Below are 21,531 nucleotides of genomic sequence, written 5' to 3'. Positions count from 1 at the left end.
TAGGCAACAGGACACAGGAGTACACATAATGAAAACCGCTTACATTGCCAAACAACGTCAAATTAGCTTCGTAAAATCTCATTTTTCTCGCCAGCTGGAAGAGCGTTTAGGCCTGATCGAAGTTCAGGCGCCGATCCTCAGCCGCGTTGGAGATGGCACGCAGGATAACTTGTCGGGCTGTGAGAAAGCGGTGCAGGTGAAGGTTAAAGCATTGCCAGACGCTCAATTCGAAGTGGTTCATTCACTGGCGAAGTGGAAGCGTCAAACGTTAGGACAACACGACTTTAGCGCAGGCGAGGGGCTGTACACGCACATGAAAGCCCTGCGTCCCGATGAAGATCGCCTCTCCCCGCTGCACTCAGTGTACGTTGACCAGTGGGACTGGGAGCGCGTGATGGGCGACGGTGAGCGTCAATTCTCCACTCTGAAAAGCACGGTAGAGGCTATCTGGGCGGGAATTAAGGCCACCGAAGCTGCGGTTAGCAAAGAGTTTGGTCTGGCACCGTTCCTGCCAGAGCAGATCCACTTTGTTCATAGCCAGGAGCTGTTATCTCGTTATCCGGATCTTGATGCAAAAGGTCGTGAACGTGCGATCGCTAAAGAGCTGGGTGCGGTATTCCTGGTGGGGATCGGCGGTAAGCTCAGTGACGGTCACCGTCATGACGTACGTGCGCCGGATTATGATGACTGGAGTTCAGCGTCCGAGCTGGGTCATGCCGGTCTGAACGGTGATATTCTGGTCTGGAACCCGGTTCTGGAAGATGCGTTTGAGCTGTCTTCTATGGGGATCCGTGTGGATGCTGACGCCCTGAAACACCAGCTGTCTCTGACCGGTGATGAAGATCGCCTGAGTCTGGAGTGGCACCAGGCGCTGCTGCGCGGTGAAATGCCGCAGACAATTGGTGGCGGCATTGGGCAGTCGCGTCTGACCATGCTGTTGCTGCAATTACCGCACATTGGTCAGGTTCAGTGTGGCGTATGGCCGGCCCAGGTACGTGAAAGCGTCGCATCTCTGCTGTAACAATTAACGCCGCCAGCGCCTGAGCAGGCGGCTTCGCATCCCGGTATCAAAGCGCCAGATATGATCGAAAATGCGCATGATGCCGGGTTTGCCATGTGCTGACATCGCCACCGCGTGAAAACGGTGCTGGTGCACCCGCTGTAATTCACCCACTTTATTGACGACCTCATCGGGCAATCGCTGAGCGATAAAATCTGAGATTACCACCGCATCTGCATCAAACCATTCCCGACCCTGCATGCGCTCAATTATGGCGCGAAAACAGCTGGCAATATCAGTGCCGCCACGAAAGCGCTGACTTAAAAAGCGGATCGCCTGTTCGATGCCCTCCGGACCGGAAAGCTCATAGCGCACCACTTCTGTTGAAAACAGCATAATGAAACAGCGCCGGTTATCGGCAAGGGCGACGCGCATTAGCGCCAGGCAAAAGGCTTTCGCACACTGCTCATTAAACCCGCCCATCGATCCCGAGGTATCAACGCAGACGATAAAAGGCCCGCGCGGCTGCTCGTCAAAATCCTGATGCACCACCGGACGTTCCGTTACTTTCTCACGCCATGCTTCGCCGTGCAGGCGGTAGGTGAGCAGTTGCTTTTCCACCAGCCGTCGGTAGAACTCGTATTCCAGTTCGGTAATGCCCAGCGTGGCCAGCTCTGGCGGTAGCAGGCGCAGGATATCGTCACTTTGCTGGATGCCATCCACCTGCTCCGGGACGGTTGCCGGTTCGCGCACCAGGGTACGGAAGGTTTCCATTGGCGCATCTTTACGCGGCACGGATTTCGCCTCTCTGGAACGACCTAACTGCTCGGCCAGGCGCTGGAGTTCGGGTTGTTGCGTCAGAAATTCGCCGTATTTCACCATCAACTGATAATCACCGCGCTTGATTTGGCCCGCGCTCATATCCCACAACCGGCCTACTGCGTTGTCATTTTCTGCCAGTACAGGTTCCAGTTGCCCGCTGAGGGTCATCCGTTCCTGTACTTCACTGAGCAAATGCTCGCGCTCTTCTTCCAGCAGTTGCTGATTCAGCGTTGTGGTTTGCACCACCAGGCTCAGGCGCCAGCGCTGGAGAAAAAGCGTATGTAGTGCGGGCGTAAAGGTGCTGTTGTCATTGACCAGTTGCTGCGCTTGCCCGGCCCAAGGCGAATGAAGGCGGTGCAATAGCGATAATATTTGCGGTAGCTGAACGATAAACTGCGCATGAGAGAGGAGCTGGCTTTGTTGATAGCACATAACCTCCTCCATCAGCTCCGGCGGTACATGGGTATCTTTGAGGCGGCTACGCAATGATTCACGCCAGCGGGGAATGTCGTCAGTGATCGCTTTTTTAAGGCGAGGAAATTTTTTAAAAAATACCACCATCTTTGGGGAAGCCAGCAGGGCGACGATCATCTCTTCGATCATCGCCTCTTCGCTGACTGCCAGCATGATGTTGAGCGTATCAAGGGTCAGCATTGTTGCGCCTGGCGGATTTGCGCCCCGACATCCTGCAGGCTGGCCTCAATGCGGCCTAACCAGTCGCTATGAATAAACAGGCATTTTTGCTGTTCGCTGAATGCGCTGTGCTGCTGATGCCACTCGTTATCGAGCGCTTCAAGCTCCTGTTTTATCTCTGCGGGCATACTCTCTTGCGAAGCCCCCGGCAGCGCCAGGCGAGAACCTTGTAAACTGACATCGCGTACAACCAGATGCTGTGCGCTATCGACTTCCATATTCAGCGTTTGGGCAAAGCCGATCCCGTTTAGTTTTCCGCGGATCTCACCGCCTTTTGTTAGCCACAGTTCCAGCGCGCCACGTTCGAAAGCTATATGGATAACCTCCATATCATGCAGTTTTAAAGGCTTTTGCAGCAGTAAGGTCACGACAGAAGACGAGGCTTCTGGCGGTAAATCATAATGAGGACGACGGCTGAACATTCCGCCCTGGCGGATCACCGTGAACGCCGTTTTGTCGCTTTGCTGCTGCTGGAGCTGAATGCGGCGCTGCACAATACTGCCCAGACGCGTCAGCATGGCTTGCTGTTGCCAGGCGTGTCCGGTCATCAATATTTCAAGCTGTTGTTGCATCAGATTCAGGCTTTGTGCGTCGTACCACAGGCAATCTTTCAGCAGGATCAGGTCGATAGGTACTACCGCATCGCGTCCGCTAAAGAAAGCACTGGCCTGGAGTAAGCGGATCGCTTTTTTCCAGCGACGATCGGACACATAAGGTGCATTCGGTAACACGTCCAACTGTTGGCGCAGCGTGAAAATGAGCTCAAACACGCGATCGGGAAGCTTGATGGCACCAATGTCTTTTTGCCACTGGTGATACTCTTCATCCGTCACCTGCAATGATGCCGGGACCGGATTGTCGCTTTCATCCTGCTGACTTAACAGCATGGAGCGGAAATTGGCCTTGTCCTGAACTTTATCCAGCCACAGACGAATCAGCATACGGTCGTACAGCGCTTCCAGGCTGCTGTCTGCTTCAGGCAGTTCGTTGGAAGCCGCCACCAGCAGACGCATCGGAATTTTTTCTTCATACGCGCCGTTACGGAAGTGACGTTCGTTAATGGCGGTCAACAGGGTGTTAAGGATTGCCGGGCCTGCTTTCCAGATTTCATCGAGAAAAACGATTTCAGCTTCAGGAAGATAGCCCGCCGTTAAGCGTTCATAGCGACCTTCGTCTTTTAACGCCTGAATGGACAGTGGACCAAACACCTCTTCGGGCGTAGAGAAGCGCGTCATCAGGTATTCAAAAGCGCGCGCGTTTTGGAAGGCAAACTTCAGTCGGCGGGCAATTAAGCTTTTTGCGATCCCCGGGGGGCCTAATAAGAAAACGCTCTCGCCGCTGAGTGCTGCCAGCAGACACAGACGAATGGCGTGGCTACGTTCATAAAGTCCCTTTTCCAGCGCATTGCTCAGACGGGAAATTCTTTCCGCTAATAAATGTGGGTGAGCCATAATGAAGTGGCGTCCTTTCGCCAAATGTACTGCATAAACTGCGAGTATAGATGCTTCACACCATTGCAGTAATAGACTGAAGGTGCGCTTATTTTTCTTTGAGCCAGATTAATCTGGTCTCATTTAGGGGTACGATTTTGTGATTAATCGTGCATACTGTGCGCCTTTTTGTGGGCCAAGGGACGACGCACACATTTCTTATATATACACCAAATCAATCAAGCTGCACCAAGGCGGCAATGGAGTTTTCTTCTGGGATGGGGGGAATAACGAATGCAGCCCACACGGAGTGGCTTGAAAGATGATGTGTATAAACGAAAGACGAGTCTATGAGCACTGATAATAAACAATCATTGTCTGCGATTACCCTTGCGGCCATTGGGGTTGTCTACGGTGATATTGGTACCAGCCCACTTTATACGCTTCGTGAATGTTTGTCCGGCCAGTTTGGTTTTGGCGTTGAACGTGATGCCGTATTTGGTTTTCTCTCGCTGATTTTCTGGCTGCTGATCTTTGTTGTCTCCATTAAATACCTGACGTTTGTCATGCGCGCAGATAACGCCGGAGAAGGCGGGATCCTGACGCTGATGTCATTGGCCGGGCGCAATACCTCGGCGCGAACAACCTCCATGCTGGTCATTATGGGATTGATAGGCGGCAGCTTCTTCTATGGTGAAGTGGTGATTACGCCAGCCATTTCGGTGATGTCTGCAATTGAAGGTCTGGAGATAGTTGCCCCGCAACTGGATACCTGGATTGTTCCGCTCTCAATAATTGTGCTGACCCTGCTGTTTTTGATTCAAAAACACGGTACCGGCATGGTCGGTAAGCTGTTTGCGCCGATTATGCTGCTATGGTTCCTGACGCTCGCGGTATTAGGTGTGCGCAGTATTATTGGCAATCCGGAAGTGCTGCAGGCGCTCAATCCGTATTGGGCGGTGCATTTCTTCCTCGAATTCAAAACGCTGTCCTTTATCGCGCTGGGTGCGGTGGTGCTGTCGATTACCGGTGTTGAAGCGCTGTATGCGGATATGGGCCACTTCGGTAAATTGCCGATTCGTCTGGCATGGTTCTCCGTGGTATTGCCTTCACTGGTGCTGAACTATTTTGGGCAGGGCGCGTTGCTGTTAAAGCATCCTGAAGCGATCAAAAACCCATTTTTCCTGCTGGCGCCGGACTGGGCATTAATTCCATTGTTGATCCTCGCCGCGCTGGCAACGGTTATCGCTTCTCAGGCGGTTATCTCCGGTGTCTTCTCGCTGACGCGTCAGGCCGTACGTCTGGGGTATTTATCGCCGATGCGTATCATCCATACCTCGGAAATGGAATCGGGCCAGATTTACATTCCTTTCGTTAACTGGATGCTCTATTTTGCGGTAGTTATCGTGATTGTGAGCTTTGAACACTCCAGTAACCTTGCCGCGGCGTATGGGATTGCGGTAACGGGGACGATGGTACTGACTTCAATTCTGTCGACCACCGTGGCGCGCAAAAACTGGCACTGGAATAAATACTTCGTCTTCCTGATCCTGGTGGCGTTCTTGTGCGTCGATGTTCCGCTGTTCTCCGCGAACCTCGATAAGCTTATTTCTGGCGGTTGGCTGCCTCTGACGCTGGGTCTGGTGATGTTCACCATCATGACCACCTGGAAAAGCGAACGCTTCCGTCTGCTGCGTCGCATGCATGAGCACGGTAACTCTCTGGAGGCGATGATTGCTTCTCTGGAGAAATCGCCACCGGTACGCGTGCCGGGAACGGCGGTGTATATGTCCCGCGCACTGAACGTCATCCCGTTTGCGCTTCTGCATAACCTCAAGCATAACAAGGTGCTGCATGAGCGCGTTATTCTGCTGACGCTGCGCACGGAAGATGCGCCCTATGTTCACAACGTGCGTAGAGTGCAGATTGAGCAGTTATCGCCCACCTTCTGGCGCGTGGTGGCCAGCTACGGTTGGCGCGAAACGCCGAACGTGGAGGAAGTGTTCCATCGCTGCGGTCTGGAAGGCTTAAGCTGTCGGATGATGGAAACGTCCTTCTTCATGTCGCATGAGTCGTTGATTGTAGGCAAGCGGCCATGGTACCTGCGTCTGCGCGGCAAGCTGTATCTGCTGCTACAGCGCAACGCGCTGCGCGCGCCGGACCAGTTTGAAATCCCACCGAACCGGGTTATTGAGCTTGGTACTCAGGTAGAGATTTAATCTCATCGACGCCCTCTTTCATCGCGAAAGGGGGCGTTTTGTTTTGCCCCTCTCAGTTTTCATTTCATCAAATGATAATCCTTGCGAAACGTTTCGATGGCGATCACATTTTCGTAACGTCGCGGTGGTTTTCTGTCCACTCTTCGCACTACACTTATCTCCAGCGAAACGTTTCGCTAGTGGGGAAAGAAAATGAAGAAAGGCACGGTACTCAACTCTGAAATTTCAACGGTGATCTCCCGTCTGGGGCATACCGATACGCTGGTGGTGTGTGATGCAGGTTTACCCATCCCGAACAGCACAACGCGTATTGATATGGCATTAACCCAGGGCGTACCTTCTTTTATGCAGGTACTGGATGTGGTCACACGTGAAATGCAGGTCGAGGCGGCTATTCTCGCGTCGGAAATTAAACAACATAATCCGCAACTCCACGAAACGTTGCTCAGCCACATTGAGCAACTGCAACAACACCAGGGAAACACCATAGAAATTCGTTACACCACGCATGAACAATTCAAAAAACAAACCGCAGACAGTCAGGCGGTAATTCGCAGCGGAGAATGTTCTCCGTATGCGAATATCATTCTCTGTGCTGGCGTCACGTTCTGAGGCCATCATGAACGCATTACTGCAACTCAAAGGGATCGATAAAGCGTTCCCGGGCGTAAAAGCGCTATCCGGCGCCGCGCTGAATGTCTACCCTGGCCGCGTGATGGCGCTGGTGGGCGAAAACGGCGCGGGCAAATCCACCATGATGAAAGTGCTGACCGGGATCTATACCCGTGATGCCGGTTCTTTATTGTGGCTGGGGAAAGAGACCACCTTTAACGGCCCGAAATCCTCCCAGGAAGCCGGAATCGGTATCATCCACCAGGAGCTGAACCTGATCCCGCAACTCACTATCGCCGAGAACATTTTTCTTGGCCGTGAGTTTGTGAATCGCTTTGGCAAAATTGACTGGAAGAAGATGTACGCCGAAGCCGATCTGCTGCTCGCCAAACTCAATCTACGCTTTAAAAGCGACAGACTGGTTGGTGAGCTGTCGATTGGCGATCAGCAGATGGTCGAAATTGCCAAAGTGCTGAGCTTTGAATCGAAGGTCATCATTATGGATGAACCGACGGATGCCCTCACCGATACCGAAACCGAATCCCTGTTCCGCGTCATCCGCGAACTGAAATCCCAGGGACGCGGCATTGTCTATATTTCTCACCGTATGAAAGAGATCTTCGAGATTTGCGATGACGTAACCGTCTTCCGCGACGGGCAGTTTATTGCCGAACGTGAGGTTGCCTCGCTGACTGAAGACTCGCTGATTGAAATGATGGTGGGACGTAAGCTGGAAGATCAGTACCCGCGCCTGGAAAAAGCGCCGGGTGATATTCGCCTGAAGGTCGATAACCTGTGCGGTCCTGGCGTAAACGATGTTTCGTTCACGCTGCGTAAAGGCGAGATCCTTGGCGTATCCGGGCTGATGGGGGCCGGACGTACCGAACTGATGAAAGTATTGTACGGCGCATTGCCGCGCACCAGCGGTTACGTCACGCTTGATGGCCATGAAGTGGTTACCCGTTCGCCGCAGGATGGGTTGGCTAACGGCATCGTCTATATTTCTGAAGACCGTAAACGCGATGGCTTAGTGCTGGGCATGTCGGTGAAAGAGAACATGTCACTGACCGCGCTGCGTTATTTCAGCCGCGCCGGTGGAAGCCTTAAACATAAAGATGAGCAGCAGGCGGTGGGTGATTTTATTCGTCTGTTCAATGTTAAAACACCATCAATGGAACAGGCTATCGGCCTGCTTTCCGGCGGTAACCAGCAGAAAGTGGCGATTGCGCGCGGTCTGATGACCCGGCCAAAAGTGCTGATCCTTGATGAACCAACGCGCGGCGTTGACGTTGGGGCCAAGAAAGAAATCTATCAGCTTATCAACCAGTTTAAGGCTGACGGGCTGAGCATCATTCTGGTCTCCTCTGAGATGCCAGAAGTATTGGGCATGAGCGATCGAATTATCGTTATGCATGAAGGGCATCTCGGCGGTGAGTTCACTCGCGAGCAGGCCACTCAGGAAGTATTAATGGCTGCCGCTGTGGGCAAGCTTAATCGCGTGAATCAGGAGTAAAAAAGATGACTACCCAGGCTGTTTCTGGTCGCCGTTATTTCACTAAAGCATGGCTTCTGGAGCAAAAGTCGCTCATCGCTCTGTTAGTGCTGATCGCGATTGTTTCCACCATGAGCCCTAACTTTTTTACCGTTAATAACCTGTTCAACATTCTCCAGCAAACGTCGGTGAACGCCATCATGGCCGTTGGCATGACGCTGGTTATCCTGACGTCGGGTATCGATCTGTCCGTCGGTTCCTTGCTGGCGCTTACCGGCGCGGTTGCGGCTTCAATTGTAGGGATTGAGGTCAATGCGCTGGTGGCTGTTGCTGCGGCCCTGGCGCTCGGCGCTGCCATTGGCGCAGTCACCGGGGTGATTGTTGCGAAAGGCCGGGTGCAGGCGTTTATTGCAACGCTAGTGATGATGCTGCTGCTGCGCGGCGTGACCATGGTGTACACCAACGGCAGTCCGGTTAATACCGGGTTTACTGACAATGCCGATGTGTTTGGCTGGTTTGGTATTGGTCGTCCGTTAGGCATCCCTACGCCAGTGTGGATCATGGGGATTGTCTTCCTCGCGGCGTGGTACATGCTGCACCACACTCGTCTGGGCCGTTATATCTACGCGCTGGGCGGTAACGAAGCGGCAACGCGTTTGTCTGGTATCAGCGTCAGTAAAATCAAAATTATCGTTTACTCACTGTGCGGTCTGCTGGCATCGCTGGCGGGCATCATTGAAGTCGCGCGACTCTCCTCCGCACAACCGACGGCAGGTACTGGCTATGAGCTGGATGCTATCGCAGCGGTGGTGTTAGGCGGTACCAGCCTGGCGGGTGGTAAAGGACGTATTGTTGGGACGCTGATCGGCGCATTGATTCTTGGTTTCCTCAATAATGGTTTGAATTTGTTAGGTGTATCCTCCTATTACCAGATGATCGTCAAAGCGGTGGTGATTTTGCTGGCGGTACTGGTAGACAACAAAAAGCAGTAACAACGATTACAGGACATCTTAAATATGAACATGAAAAAACTGGCTACCCTGGTTTCTGCTGTTGCGCTGAGCGCCACCGTGAGCGCGAATGCGATGGCGAAAGGTACCATTGCGCTGGTGGTCTCCACCCTCAACAACCCGTTCTTTGTTTCTCTGAAGGATGGGGCGCAAAAAGAGGCGGATAAGCTGGGTTACAACCTGGTGATTCTGGACTCGCAGAACAATCCGGCGAAAGAGCTGGCTAACGTTCAGGACTTAACGGTTCGTGGAACTAAAATTCTGCTGATCAACCCGACTGACTCTGATGCCGTTGGTAATGCTGTGAAGATGGCTAACCAGGCAAAAATTCCGGTTATTACCCTTGACCGTGTTGCCTCCAAAGGCGAAGTGGTAAGCCACATCGCGTCTGATAACGTGTTGGGTGGCAAAATTGCGGGTGATTACATCGCGAAGAAAGCAGGTGAAGGCGCGAAAGTTATCGAACTGCAAGGGATTGCCGGAACTTCAGCGGCGCGTGAGCGTGGCGAAGGTTTCCAGCAGGCCGTTGCGGCACACAAATTTAACGTACTGGCCAGCCAGCCGGCAGACTTCGACCGCACCAAAGGTCTGAACGTCATGCAGAACCTGCTGACCGCGCATCCTGATGTGCAGGCCGTATTTGCCCAGAACGATGAAATGGCGCTGGGTGCGCTGCGCGCACTGCAAACCGCGGGTAAATCTGATGTGATGGTGGTTGGATTTGACGGCACTCCAGATGGCGAAAAAGCAGTAAATGATGGCAAACTGGCTGCGACCATTGCTCAGTTGCCGGATCAGATCGGCGCGAAAGGCGTTGAGACTGCAGATAAAGTCCTGAAAGGCGAGAAGGTTCAGGCTAAATATCCGGTTGACCTGAAGCTGGTCATCAAGCAGTAATACCGATTCAGGTCGCTCGCGGCCTGATGGAGACATAAATACGCCATCCCCGTATCTGATTTTGGGGATGAAAGCGTAAAAAGAAAAGCAGGGCACGCGCCACCCTAACCCGGTGGCGCACTTTGACTTGGAACACCAAATATGAAAACCGCAGGCAACCTCGTTGTTCTTGGCAGTATCAATGCCGATCACATCCTTAACCTTAACTCTTTCCCGACACCTGGTGAAACCGTAACTGGTAGCCATTATCAGGTCGCATTTGGCGGTAAAGGCGCGAATCAGGCTGTTGCTGCGGGTCGTAGTGGCGCGAATATCGCATTCATTGCCTGTACGGGCGATGATGATATTGGCGAAAGTGTGCGTAAACAGTTAGCCAAAGACAACATCGATATCGCGCCGATTAGCGTGATTTCGGGGGAATCGACCGGAGTGGCGTTGATTTTTGTGAATGGTGAAGGTGAGAACGTTATCGGCATTCATGCCGGAGCGAACGCAGCTCTTTCGCCAGCGTTGGTGGAAGCACAGCATGAGCGTATTGCTCAGGCGTCCGCCTTACTTATGCAGTTAGAATCGCCGATCGAAAGCGTACTGACTGCAGCAAAGATTGCACATCAAAATAAGACCATGGTCGCCCTGAACCCGGCACCGGCACGTGAACTTTCTGATGAACTGCTGGCGCTGGTGGATATTATTACCCCGAATGAAACCGAGGCTGAAAAGCTGACGGGGATCCGGGTCGAAAATGATGAAGACGCGGCCAAAGCGGCGCAGGCATTGCACGCTAAAGGTATCCATACTGTACTGATTACTTTAGGTAGTCGCGGTGTGTGGGCCAGTGTTAATGGCGAAGGACAGCGTGTGCCCGGTTTTAAAGTGGAAGCCGTTGATACTATTGCCGCTGGAGACACCTTTAATGGCGCGTTAATTACGGCGTTGCTGGAAGAGACTCCGCTGCCTGAAGCGATCCGTTTTGCGCATGCCGCTGCGGCGATTGCGGTTACCCGTAAAGGCGCACAGCCTTCCGTTCCGTGGCGCGAAGAAATAGAAGCGTTTTTAAGTCAACAGAGGTAACGCTTGGCTACAATGAAGGACGTCGCCCGCCTGGCGGGTGTTTCCACGTCGACGGTTTCTCACGTCATTAATAAAGATCGCTTTGTCAGTGAGTCCGTCACTGACAAAGTAGAAGCTGCAATTAAAGCGCTTAACTACGCGCCCTCCGCGCTGGCGCGTAGCCTCAAGTTAAACCAGACCCGCACGATTGGCATGTTAATCACTGCCAGTACCAATCCCTTCTATTCTGAACTAGTGCGCGGCGTTGAACGTAGCTGTTTTGAGCGCGGCTACAGCCTGGTGCTGTGCAATACCGAAGGCGATGAACAGCGCATGAACCGTAACCTGGAAACTCTGATGCAAAAACGTGTGGACGGCTTGTTGCTGCTCTGCACCGAAACACATCAGCCTTCCAGAGAGATAATGCAGCGTTATCCTTCTATACCGACCGTGATGATGGACTGGTCACCTTTTGATGGTGAAAGCGATCTGATTCAGGATAACTCCTTGCTGGGCGGGGATTTAGCCACGCAACATCTTATCGAAAAAGGGTTTACGCGCATTGCCTGCATCACCGGGCCGCTGGATAAAACCCCGGCGCGTTTGCGTCTGGAAGGATATCGGGCAGCAATGAAGCGGGCGGGGTTGCCTGTCCCGGAAGGCTACGAGATTACCGGTGACTTTGAGTTCGGCGGCGGCTTTGAAGCTATGCAAACGTTGCTGTCGCATAAACAGCGACCGCAGGCTGTTTTTACCGGCAATGATGCAATGGCAGTTGGCGCGTATCAGGCTCTGTACCAGTCAGGATTGCGCATTCCGCAGGATATGGCTGTGGTGGGTTACGATGATATCGAGCTGGCGCGCTATATGACGCCGCCCCTGACGACCATCCACCAACCAAAAGATGAATTGGGCGAACTGGCCATCGATGTATTAATTCACCGGATGGCGCAGCCCGCATTACAGCAACAGCGTTTGCAGCTTACTCCTGTTCTTATGGAGCGGGGGTCGGTTTAGGTTTGTGCCGATCTTTGATCAGGTTACGTCCATCTTTGGCTTTTAGCAGCATGAACATCAGCGCGGATATTACCGTGATAGCGCCCATCGTCATAAAGGTGTAGTGGAACTGCTCGACCGTATTGGTTCCTTCCATACCTTCATAGATACGCAGAACGGCGGCGCTGATGGCTACCCCTAAACTGATTGATAACTGCTGAGTAACGGCCAATACGCTGTTGCCGCTGCTGGCGTTTTCATCGGTCAGATCCGCCAGAGTGATGGTATTCATTGAAGTAAACTGGGTGGACATCGCCATACCTAAAATGAACAACGGCAGGATTAGCATCCAGATCGGCATGGCAGGAGATTGCAAAGCGAACTGCGCAATCATCAGGCCGATAAATACCGTAACACCCACCAATGTGGTCCTGTAGCCGAGTTTGCGCAGTACCTGCGTCACCATGGATTTTGCCAGAATTGAACCTAACGCTGTTGGCGCCATCATGCAGCCGGCTATCAGAGCCGGATATCCAAATCCTACCTGCAACATCAGCGGCATTAAGAAGGGCACACAGCCTGTACCCAGGCGAGTGGCGAGGTTTCCGGCGATCCCAACAGAAAAGGTCCGAGTCTTAAATATCGGAAGCGATATCAGCGGCGTTGGGTGGCGACGCGCATGGCGAATATAGGCGAGTAGTAACAACACACTGGCAAGAATAATACCGAGTGCGACCCAGGTCTCGACAAGCTTCTCACCGAACAATTCAACGCCGCTTGAAAACAATACCAGGCTCAAACCAAACAGAAAGAAACCGGTCATATCAAAACCGCGGCGTGGCGTGGTGAAGTTCGGCATATATTTGCGGGCATAGAAGATACCGGCAATGCCAATTGGAATATTAATCAGGAAGATCCAGTGCCAACTGGCCCATGTAACCAGTACACCGCCCAATACCGGACCTAAAATCGGCCCCACAAGTCCTGGCATGGTGACGAAGTTAAGCACGGGAAGCAGTTCGCTGCGGGGGTAAGCACGCAATAACGCCAGACGGGCAACGGGCATCATCATGGCGCCACCGATCCCCTGAATGACACGGAAAATCACCAGCTCGCTTAAGGAACTGGACAGCGCACAGGCCAGCGATCCCAACGTAAACAGGCTAACGGCAATCATAAAGACGCGTCGGGTACCAAATCGGTCTGCCAGCCAACCACTTACCGGGATCAGCATCGCGACAGTCAGGGTATAGCTGATAATGGCCGACTGCATGGCGAGTGGAGAGCGGTTAAGACTATGTGCTATTGCGGGTAGGGCGGTATTGAGGATCGTGGCGTCTAGTGCCTGCATAAAAAAGGCCATGGCTGCTATCCACGGTAGCCCGGCCATACTGCGTGATTTCTTTTCTGACATATTATTTATCCGGTAGCACGTTCGGTGCTATCAGCAATGCCTGACAGGCAGCAAAGGCGCGATCGCCATCGTTATCATCTATTGCATCGACAATGGCCTGGTGCAAATCCAGTTTCACCACATCGTTATAGGTAATAGAGGTAAAGTAGGTCTGGTAAACCGAATGGAACAGAGATGCAAAGGAAATAAGGAACGGATTCGCACTCATTTCATAGATGTGCTCATGCCAGGCGATATCAACCTCAATCCAGCGTTCGCGTCTGAAGTTTCTTTTCAGCTCGACCATCTCTTCCATCAGCGTGTTGAGGTGCGCTTTCTGTTCAGCCGTACCTATGGTCGCTGCCAGTAAGCACGCCTGAGGCTCCAGGCTGATACGCATCACCAGAAAATGTTTAATGACCTGCGGGAAATTATCTTCTGTCATCCACCAGGTGAGCAGCTCCTGGTCAAGGAAGTTCCAGTTTGCTTGCGGCATGACGCGTGTGCCAATACGTGGGCGCGGTAATACCATACCTTTTGCCGTTAATGTTTTTACCGCCTCTCTTACCGCGGTGCGACTCACGCCAAACTGATCGCCCAGCTCTATTTCGCCAGGCAATATCGCACCCGGCGCGTATTCACCTTTTAATATTCGCTGAGCCAGCTTTTCGGCCAGAACGTAGGACAAGTTTTTCTGTGCGGCTAGCTGTTGGGCATTTAACGGCATGAATGTTCTTCCTTACTCTTTTTCTTATTCATTAGTATGCCACCTGGAAGTGTGATTGCGGCTGCAAAAACGGCAATTTGCTTATTTTATGGCATGTTAATGGTTGTTTTGGTGAAAAAACACGCACTCGGAAAGTTATTTTAAATTTCCCCTTGTCAGCCTGAAATAACTCCCTATAATGCGCCTCCACTGACACGGAACAACGGATTACAAGCCGCCGGGTCAGCGGAGTTCCACTGAGAACTCCGGCGAAGAAAGCGAAATTAAATGCTTGACTTCGTAGCGGGATGGCGTAATATGCACACCCCGCACCGCTGAGAAAAAGCGAAGCGGCACTGCTCTTTAACAATTTATCAGACAATCTGTGTGGGCACTCGAAGATACGGATTCTTAACGTCGCAAGACGAAAAATGAATACCAAGTCTCAACGAGTGAACACGTAATTCATTACGAAGTTTAATTCATTGAGCATCAAACTTTTAAATTGAAGAGTTTGATCATGGCTCAGATTGAACGCTGGCGGCAGGCCTAACACATGCAAGTCGAACGGTAGCACAGAGGAGCTTGCTCCTTGGGTGACGAGTGGCGGACGGGTGAGTAATGTCTGGGAAACTGCCCGATGGAGGGGGATAACTACTGGAAACGGTAGCTAATACCGCATAACGTCGCAAGACCAAAGAGGGGGACCTTCGGGCCTCTTGCCATCGGATGTGCCCAGATGGGATTAGCTAGTAGGTGGGGTAACGGCTCACCTAGGCGACGATCCCTAGCTGGTCTGAGAGGATGACCAGCCACACTGGAACTGAGACACGGTCCAGACTCCTACGGGAGGCAGCAGTGGGGAATATTGCACAATGGGCGCAAGCCTGATGCAGCCATGCCGCGTGTATGAAGAAGGCCTTCGGGTTGTAAAGTACTTTCAGCGAGGAGGAAGGTGTTGTGGTTAATAACTGCAGCAATTGACGTTACTCGCAGAAGAAGCACCGGCTAACTCCGTGCCAGCAGCCGCGGTAATACGGAGGGTGCAAGCGTTAATCGGAATTACTGGGCGTAAAGCGCACGCAGGCGGTCTGTCAAGTCGAATGTGAAATCCCCGGGCTCAACCTGGGAACTGCATCCGAAACTGGCAGGCTAGAGTCTTGTAGAGGGGGGTAGAATTCCAGGTGTAGCGGTGAAATGCGTAGAGATCTGGAGGAATACCGGTGGCGAAGGCGGCCCCCTGGACAAAGACTGACGCTCAGGTGCGAAAGCGTGGGGAGCAAACAGGATTAGATACCCTGGTAGTCCACGCCGTAAACGATGTCGACTTGGAGGTTGTGCCCTTGAGGCGTGGCTTCCGGAGCTAACGCGTTAAGTCGACCGCCTGGGGAGTACGGCCGCAAGGTTAAAACTCAAATGAATTGACGGGGGCCCGCACAAGCGGTGGAGCATGTGGTTTAATTCGATGCAACGCGAAGAACCTTACCTACTCTTGACATCCAGAGAACTTAGCAGAGATGCTTTGGTGCCTTCGGGAACTCTGAGACAGGTGCTGCATGGCTGTCGTCAGCTCGTGTTGTGAAATGTTGGGTTAAGTCCCGCAACGAGCGCAACCCTTATCCTTTGTTGCCAGCGGTTAGGCCGGGAACTCAAAGGAGACTGCCAGTGATAAACTGGAGGAAGGTGGGGATGACGTCAAGTCATCATGGCCCTTACGAGTAGGGCTACACACGTGCTACAATGGCATATACAAAGAGAAGCGACCTCGCGAGAGCAAGCGGACCTCATAAAGTATGTCGTAGTCCGGATTGGAGTCTGCAACTCGACTCCATGAAGTCGGAATCGCTAGTAATCGTGGATCAGAATGCCACGGTGAATACGTTCCCGGGCCTTGTACACACCGCCCGTCACACCATGGGAGTGGGTTGCAAAAGAAGTAGGTAGCTTAACCTTCGGGAGGGCGCTTACCACTTTGTGATTCATGACTGGGGTGAAGTCGTAACAAGGTAACCGTAGGGGAACCTGCGGTTGGATCACCTCCTTACCTTAAAGAACCTGCCTTTGTAGTGCTCACACAGATTGTCTGATGAAAAGTAAATAGCAAGGCGTCTTGCGATTGAGACTTCAGTGTCCCCTTCGTCTAGAGGCCCAGGACACCGCCCTTTCACGGCGGTAACAGGGGTTCGAATCCCCTAGGGGACGCCACTTGCTGGTATGTGTGAGTGAAAGTCGCCGACCGAAGTATCTCAAAACTGACTTTCGAGTCACGTTTGAGATATTTGCTCTTTAAAAATCTGGATCAAGCTGAAAATTGAAACGACACACTGTTTCATTTCTCCGTAATAAGAAATGAAAAATGGTGTGTTCGAGTCTCTCAAATTTTTGCAAGTCGATGATGAATCGAAAGAAACATCTTCGGGTTGTGAGGTTAAGCGACTAAGCGTACACGGTGGATGCCCTGGCAGTCAGAGGCGATGAAGGACGTGCTAATCTGCGATAAGCGTCGGTAAGGTGATATGAACCGTTATAACCGGCGATTTCCGAATGGGGAAACCCAGTGTGTTTCGACACACTATCATTACGTGAATACATAGCGTAATGAAGCGAACCGGGGGAACTGAAACATCTAAGTACCCCGAGGAAAAGAAATCAACCGAGATTCCCCCAGTAGCGGCGAGCGAACGGGGAGCAGCCCAGAGTCTGAATCAGCATGTGTGTTAGTGGAAGCGTCTGGAAAGTCGCACGATACAGGGTGAAAGTCCCGTACACAAAAGTGCATGTGTTGTGAACTCGAAGAGTAGGGCGGGACACGTGGTATCCTGTCTGAATATGGGGGGACCATCCTCCAAGGCTAAATACTCCTGACTGACCGATAGTGAACCAGTACCGTGAGGGAAAGGCGAAAAGAACCCCGGCGAGGGGAGTGAAAAAGAACCTGAAACCGTGTACGTACAAGCAGTGGGAGCATCCTTCGGGGTGTGACTGCGTACCTTTTGTATAATGGGTCAGCGACTTATATTCTGTAGCAAGGTTAACCGAATAGGGGAGCCGAAGGGAAACCGAGTCTTAACTGGGCGTTAAGTTGCAGGGTATAGACCCGAAACCCGGTGATCTAGCCATGGGCAGGTTGAAGGTTGGGTAACACTAACTGGAGGACCGAACCGACTAATGTTGAAAAATTAGCGGATGACTTGTGGCTGGGGGTGAAAGGCCAATCAAACCGGGAGATAGCTGGTTCTCCCCGAAAGCTATTTAGGTAGCGCCTCGTGAATTCATCTTCGGGGGTAGAGCACTGTTTCGGCTAGGGGGTCATCCCGACTTACCAACCCGATGCAAACTGCGAATACCGAAGAATGTTATCACGGGAGACACACGGCGGGTGCTAACGTCCGTCGTGAAGAGGGAAACAACCCAGACCGCCAGCTAAGGTCCCAAAGTCATGGTTAAGTGGGAAACGATGTGGGAAGGCACAGACAGCCAGGATGTTGGCTTAGAAGCAGCCATCATTTAAAGAAAGCGTAATAGCTCACTGGTCGAGTCGGCCTGCGCGGAAGATGTAACGGGGCTAAACCATGCACCGAAGCTGCGGCAGCGACACTATGTGTTGTTGGGTAGGGGAGCGTTCTGTAAGCCGTTGAAGGTGTACTGTGAGGTATGCTGGAGGTATCAGAAGTGCGAATGCTGACATAAGTAACGATAATGCGGGTGAAAAACCCGCACGCCGGAAGACCAAGGGTTCCTGTCCAACGTTAATCGGGGCAGGGTGAGTCGACCCCTAAGGCGAGGCCGAAAGGCGTAGTCGATGGGAAACAGGTTAATATTCCTGTACTTGGTGTTACTGCGAAGGGGGGACGGAGAAGGCTATGTTAGCCGGGCGACGGTTGTCCCGGTTTAAGCATGTAGGCGGAGGTTCCAGGTAAATCCGGTACCTTATTAACGCTGAGGTGTGATGACGAGGCACTACGGTGCTGAAGTAACAAATGCCCTGCTTCCAGGAAAAGCCTCTAAGCATCAGGTAACACGAAATCGTACCCCAAACCGACACAGGTGGTCAGGTAGAGAATACCAAGGCGCTTGAGAGAACTCGGGTGAAGGAACTAGGCAAAATGGTGCCGTAACTTCGGGAGAAGGCACGCTGATATGTAGGTGAAGTGGTTTACCCATGGAGCTGAAATCAGTCGAAGATACCAGCTGGCTGCAACTGTTTATTAAAAACACAGCACTGTGCAAACACGAAAGTGGACGTATACGGTGTGACGCCTGCCCGGTGCCGGAAGGTTAATTGATGGGGTTATCCGTAAGGAGAAGCTCTTGATCGAAGCCCCGGTAAACGGCGGCCGTAACTATAACGGTCCTAAGGTAGCGAAATTCCTTGTCGGGTAAGTTCCGACCTGCACGAATGGCGTAATGATGGCCAGGCTGTCTCCACCCGAGACTCAGTGAAATTGAACTCGCTGTGAAGATGCAGTGTACCCGCGGCAAGACGGAAAGACCCCGTGAACCTTTACTATAGCTTGACACTGAACACTGGTCCTTGATGTGTAGGATAGGTGGGAGGCTTTGAAGTGTGGACGCCAGTCTGCATGGAGCCATCCTTGAAATACCACCCTTTAATGGCTGGTGTTCTAACGTAGACCCGTAATCCGGGTTGCGGACAGTGTCTGGTGGGTAGTTTGACTGGGGCGGTCTCCTCCTAAAGAGTAACGGAGGAGCACGAAGGTTAGCTAATCCTGGTCGGACATCAGGAGGTTAGTGCAAAGGCATAAGCTAGCTTGACTGCGAGAGTGACGGCTCGAGCAGGTGCGAAAGCAGGTCTTAGTGATCCGGTGGTTCTGAATGGAAGGGCCATCGCTCAACGGATAAAAGGTACTCCGGGGATAACAGGCTGATACCGCCCAAGAGTTCATATCGACGGCGGTGTTTGGCACCTCGATGTCGGCTCATCACATCCTGGGGCTGAAGTAGGTCCCAAGGGTATGGCTGTTCGCCATTTAAAGTGGTACGCGAGCTGGGTTTAGAACGTCGTGAGACAGTTCGGTCCCTATCTGCCGTGGGCGCTGGAGAATTGAGGGGGGCTGCTCCTAGTACGAGAGGACCGGAGTGGACGCATCACTGGTGTTCGGGTTGTCATGCCAATGGCATTGCCCGGTAGCTAAATGCGGAAGAGATAAGTGCTGAAAGCATCTAAGCACGAAACTTGCCCCGAGATGAGTTCTCCCTGACTCCTTGAGAGTCCTGAAGGAACGTTGAAGACGACGACGTTGATAGGTCGGGTGTGTAAGTGTAGCGATACATTGAGCTAACCGATACTAATGAACCGTGAGGCTTAACCTTACAACGCCGAAGATGTTTTGGCGAAGAGACATCGACATTCAGCTTGATTACAGATGACATCGACATGCCCGGGAGGTGTGTTGATAAACAGAATTTGCCTGGCGGCTGTAGCGCGGTGGTCCCACCTGACCCCATGCCGAACTCAGAAGTGAAACGCCGTAGCGCCGATGGTAGTGTGGGGTCTCCCCATGCGAGAGTAGGGAACTGCCAGGCATCAAATTGCAGTAAACCGGGATGAAAATCCGGGTGGTGACAAAGAAATTCGGTGGAGCGGTAGTTCAGTTGGTTAGAATACCTGCCTGTCACGCAGGGGGTCGCGGGTTCGAGTCCCGTCCGTTCCGCCACTTATTAGAAAATTAAGCCTGCTACTAAGCAGGCTTAATGATAAGAAGATTTAGGGGCGTAGCTCAGTTGGTAGAGCACCGGTCTCCAAAACCGGGTGTCGCGAGTTCGAGTCTCTCCGCCCCTGCCAGAAACAATCCTTAGCATTATTGCTAAGGATTTTTTTTACCTGTAATTTGAGTTTTTCCTTCTTTCTATTTTACTCCCGGCATCCTTGCCAGCGTTTTCCTTAATCTTCCAGAATATTCGTTCTCAGCAGATCGCAAATCAGCGCATGTTTATCGCTATTTTGCAGCCAAACTGCATATAACGGGCGTGAAAGCGTTGTACTGTCGGTAACCGTATGGAGATCGCTTTTACCTTTAGCCCAGCTGACCGGTAGCCAGCTAAAACCTTTGAGGACTGAAAGTTGCTGCCTGGCTAATTCTGCCGAACTGGTGGTAAGTACCGGCACTTCATCTCCCGCAATCAATCCAGCCTCGTGTTGCTGAAAGTCAGGTCCCCATTCCAGACGCAGATAATTCAGTTCATCTTTGGTTTGTGAAGGAGAACTGCAATACAGCGCCAGCGTGAAATATCCCAACAGTTGGCTGCTAAATTCGTCCATTTTGGGCGTTTCGGTAGTAATCAATAGATCAAGCTGTCGTTCATGAAGCTGTTTTACTAACGACTGTCGCTGCGCGATCCTCGCTTCAAATTGTAGGCTGGATTGTGGCTCCTGGGATTGGTACAAACGCCCCAGCCAGCCATTAAGCATGCATTCCCAGAGGGATGCGCTGGCACCAATAGAAAACTCGTTATGCCGCGAGGTATTCGCAACCTCCTTACGTGCTGCTTGCCACGTATTCATCAGCGTTTCAGCGTAAGGTAATAATTTTTCACCTGCAGCGGTTAAACGGATATTGTTTCTGTGTCGGGTGAACAGGTTTACACCCAATTGATTTTCCAGTTGTCTGATCCGAAAACTAACCGCTGATTGGGTCAGATAGAGCGCTTCAGCAGCCCTGCCAAAGTGGCGTGTCCGGCTAACTTCCAGGAAAGTTTTTAACAATTCCGTATCCACAACTCGCTCCATAAAATTATTTGTCGTTATGATTTAAATCTTTTGTTTGACGCTCTGTCAAGCGTAACTAATACTCCGCGCCATAAATAGCTCGGCCAAAGAATTAGGAGCGTGCAGGATGGCGGAAAGCTTTACGACGACTAATCGATATTTCGATAATAAATATTATCCCCGCGGATTCTCCCGTCATGGTGATTTCACCATTAAAGAAGCACAACTGCTTGAGCGTCACGGTTATGCTTTCAACGAGCTGGATCTGGGCAAGCGTGAGCCGGTAACGGAAGAAGAAAAACTGTTTGTTGCGGTATGCCGTGGTGAGCGCGAACCGGTTACCGAAGCTGAACGTGTGTGGTCCAAATACATGACGCGCATTAAGCGTCCAAAACGCTTCCACACGCTGTCTGGCGGGAAACCTCAGGTGGAAGGTGCGGAAGACTACACCGAATCTGATGATTAATAAAAAAGGGCGAAA

Annotated in this window: 14 protein-coding genes, 3 tRNA genes and 3 rRNA genes; 15 read left to right on the top strand and 5 right to left on the bottom strand. The window is 52.0% G+C overall.

The window, feature by feature from the left end; genetic code table 11:
• Positions 1–28 precede the first annotated feature (28 nt).
• Positions 29–1,021 carry an aspartate--ammonia ligase gene (asnA, locus tag C2U43_RS00365; protein ID WP_003827009.1) on the top strand — a complete coding sequence of 331 codons (993 nt, stop codon included), beginning with the start codon at positions 29–31 and terminating at the stop codon, positions 1,019–1,021.
• Between the two features lie 3 nt (positions 1,022–1,024).
• Here asnA and viaA read toward each other — a convergent pair whose 3' ends face one another.
• Together viaA and ravA are read right to left on the bottom strand one after the other, a co-directional pair.
• Positions 1,025–2,476, bottom strand: coding sequence for an ATPase RavA stimulator ViaA (viaA, locus tag C2U43_RS00360; protein WP_103284538.1), 1,452 nt, complete (start codon positions 2,474–2,476; stop codon positions 1,025–1,027).
• Positions 2,470–3,966: an ATPase RavA gene (gene ravA, locus C2U43_RS00355; RefSeq protein WP_020996042.1), complete on the bottom strand. Its 1,497-nt coding sequence runs from the start codon at positions 3,964–3,966 to the stop codon at positions 2,470–2,472. Before ravA ends, viaA begins: the two co-directional genes overlap by 7 nt.
• A 329-nt stretch (positions 3,967–4,295) precedes the next feature.
• On the opposite strand from ravA, the gene kup reads away from it, so the two are divergent.
• The 7 genes from kup (at position 4,296) to rbsR (ending at position 12,242) form a co-directional block, all read left to right on the top strand.
• On the top strand, positions 4,296–6,164 hold the full coding sequence (gene kup / locus C2U43_RS00350; protein WP_003827003.1) for a low affinity potassium transporter Kup: 1,869 nt from the start codon (positions 4,296–4,298) through the stop codon (positions 6,162–6,164).
• Positions 6,165–6,356: 192 nt separating this feature from the next.
• Positions 6,357–6,776 carry a D-ribose pyranase gene (gene rbsD, locus C2U43_RS00345; protein WP_003827001.1) on the top strand — a complete coding sequence of 140 codons (420 nt, stop codon included), beginning with the start codon at positions 6,357–6,359 and terminating at the stop codon, positions 6,774–6,776.
• Between the two features lie 7 nt (positions 6,777–6,783).
• Positions 6,784–8,289 (top strand): ribose ABC transporter ATP-binding protein RbsA, encoded by a 1,506-nt coding sequence (gene rbsA / locus C2U43_RS00340; RefSeq protein ID WP_003023764.1) that lies wholly within the window; start codon positions 6,784–6,786, stop codon positions 8,287–8,289.
• Between the two features lie 5 nt (positions 8,290–8,294).
• Positions 8,295–9,260, top strand: a complete 966-nt coding sequence (gene rbsC / locus C2U43_RS00335) for a ribose ABC transporter permease (protein ID WP_045449027.1) — start codon at positions 8,295–8,297, stop codon at positions 9,258–9,260.
• A 24-nt stretch (positions 9,261–9,284) separates the two neighbouring features.
• On the top strand, positions 9,285–10,175 hold the full coding sequence (gene rbsB, locus C2U43_RS00330) for a ribose ABC transporter substrate-binding protein RbsB (protein WP_103284537.1): 891 nt from the start codon (positions 9,285–9,287) through the stop codon (positions 10,173–10,175).
• Positions 10,176–10,316: 141 nt separating this feature from the next.
• Positions 10,317–11,246 (top strand): ribokinase, encoded by a 930-nt coding sequence (rbsK, locus tag C2U43_RS00325; protein WP_003826997.1) that lies wholly within the window; start codon positions 10,317–10,319, stop codon positions 11,244–11,246.
• Between the two features lie 3 nt (positions 11,247–11,249).
• Entirely contained in the window at positions 11,250–12,242 is a 993-nt protein-coding gene (rbsR, locus tag C2U43_RS00320; RefSeq protein WP_003023757.1) for a ribose operon transcriptional repressor RbsR, read from the top strand.
• Here the strand turns inward: rbsR and mdtD are convergent.
• Positions 12,220–13,635, bottom strand: a complete 1,416-nt coding sequence (gene mdtD / locus C2U43_RS00315; RefSeq protein ID WP_103284536.1) for a multidrug transporter subunit MdtD — start codon at positions 13,633–13,635, stop codon at positions 12,220–12,222. The two genes, rbsR and mdtD, sit on opposite strands and share 23 nt — an antisense overlap.
• A 1-nt stretch (position 13,636) precedes the next feature.
• On the bottom strand, positions 13,637–14,341 hold the full coding sequence (locus C2U43_RS00310) for a FadR/GntR family transcriptional regulator (RefSeq protein WP_003023753.1): 705 nt from the start codon (positions 14,339–14,341) through the stop codon (positions 13,637–13,639).
• A 481-nt stretch (positions 14,342–14,822) separates the two neighbouring features.
• On the opposite strand from C2U43_RS00310, the gene C2U43_RS00305 reads away from it, so the two are divergent.
• From C2U43_RS00305 to C2U43_RS00280, 6 genes are all read left to right on the top strand, one after another.
• Positions 14,823–16,364 (top strand): 16S ribosomal RNA (locus tag C2U43_RS00305).
• A gap of 85 nt (positions 16,365–16,449) precedes the next feature.
• Positions 16,450–16,525, top strand: a tRNA-Glu gene (locus C2U43_RS00300).
• Positions 16,526–16,746: 221 nt separating this feature from the next.
• Positions 16,747–19,654, top strand: a 23S ribosomal RNA gene (locus C2U43_RS00295).
• 97 nt (positions 19,655–19,751) lie between these two features.
• Positions 19,752–19,867 (top strand): 5S ribosomal RNA (gene rrf, locus C2U43_RS00290).
• Together the 16S, 23S and 5S rRNA genes with 3 tRNA genes alongside form the textbook arrangement of a ribosomal RNA operon.
• Before the next feature lie 54 nt (positions 19,868–19,921).
• Positions 19,922–19,998 (top strand) — tRNA-Asp (locus C2U43_RS00285).
• Between the two features lie 52 nt (positions 19,999–20,050).
• A tRNA-Trp gene (locus C2U43_RS00280) sits at positions 20,051–20,126 on the top strand.
• Positions 20,127–20,225: 99 nt separating this feature from the next.
• On the opposite strand, the gene hdfR is transcribed toward C2U43_RS00280, so the two are convergent.
• Complete coding sequence (gene hdfR, locus C2U43_RS00275; RefSeq protein ID WP_008787063.1) at positions 20,226–21,071, bottom strand: HTH-type transcriptional regulator HdfR; 846 nt, start codon at positions 21,069–21,071, stop codon at positions 20,226–20,228.
• 106 nt (positions 21,072–21,177) lie between these two features.
• Here hdfR and maoP point away from each other — a divergent pair, with 106 nt between their 5' ends.
• Positions 21,178–21,516 carry a macrodomain Ori organization protein MaoP gene (gene maoP / locus C2U43_RS00270; RefSeq protein ID WP_003018025.1) on the top strand — a complete coding sequence of 113 codons (339 nt, stop codon included), beginning with the start codon at positions 21,178–21,180 and terminating at the stop codon, positions 21,514–21,516.
• The last annotated feature ends 15 nt before the right edge of the window (positions 21,517–21,531 follow it).

This window comes from Citrobacter freundii complex sp. CFNIH9 (assembly GCF_002903305.1).
GTDB lineage: Bacteria > Pseudomonadota > Gammaproteobacteria > Enterobacterales > Enterobacteriaceae > Citrobacter > Citrobacter portucalensis.
This window is presented reverse-complemented; position numbering and strand designations above follow the sequence as displayed.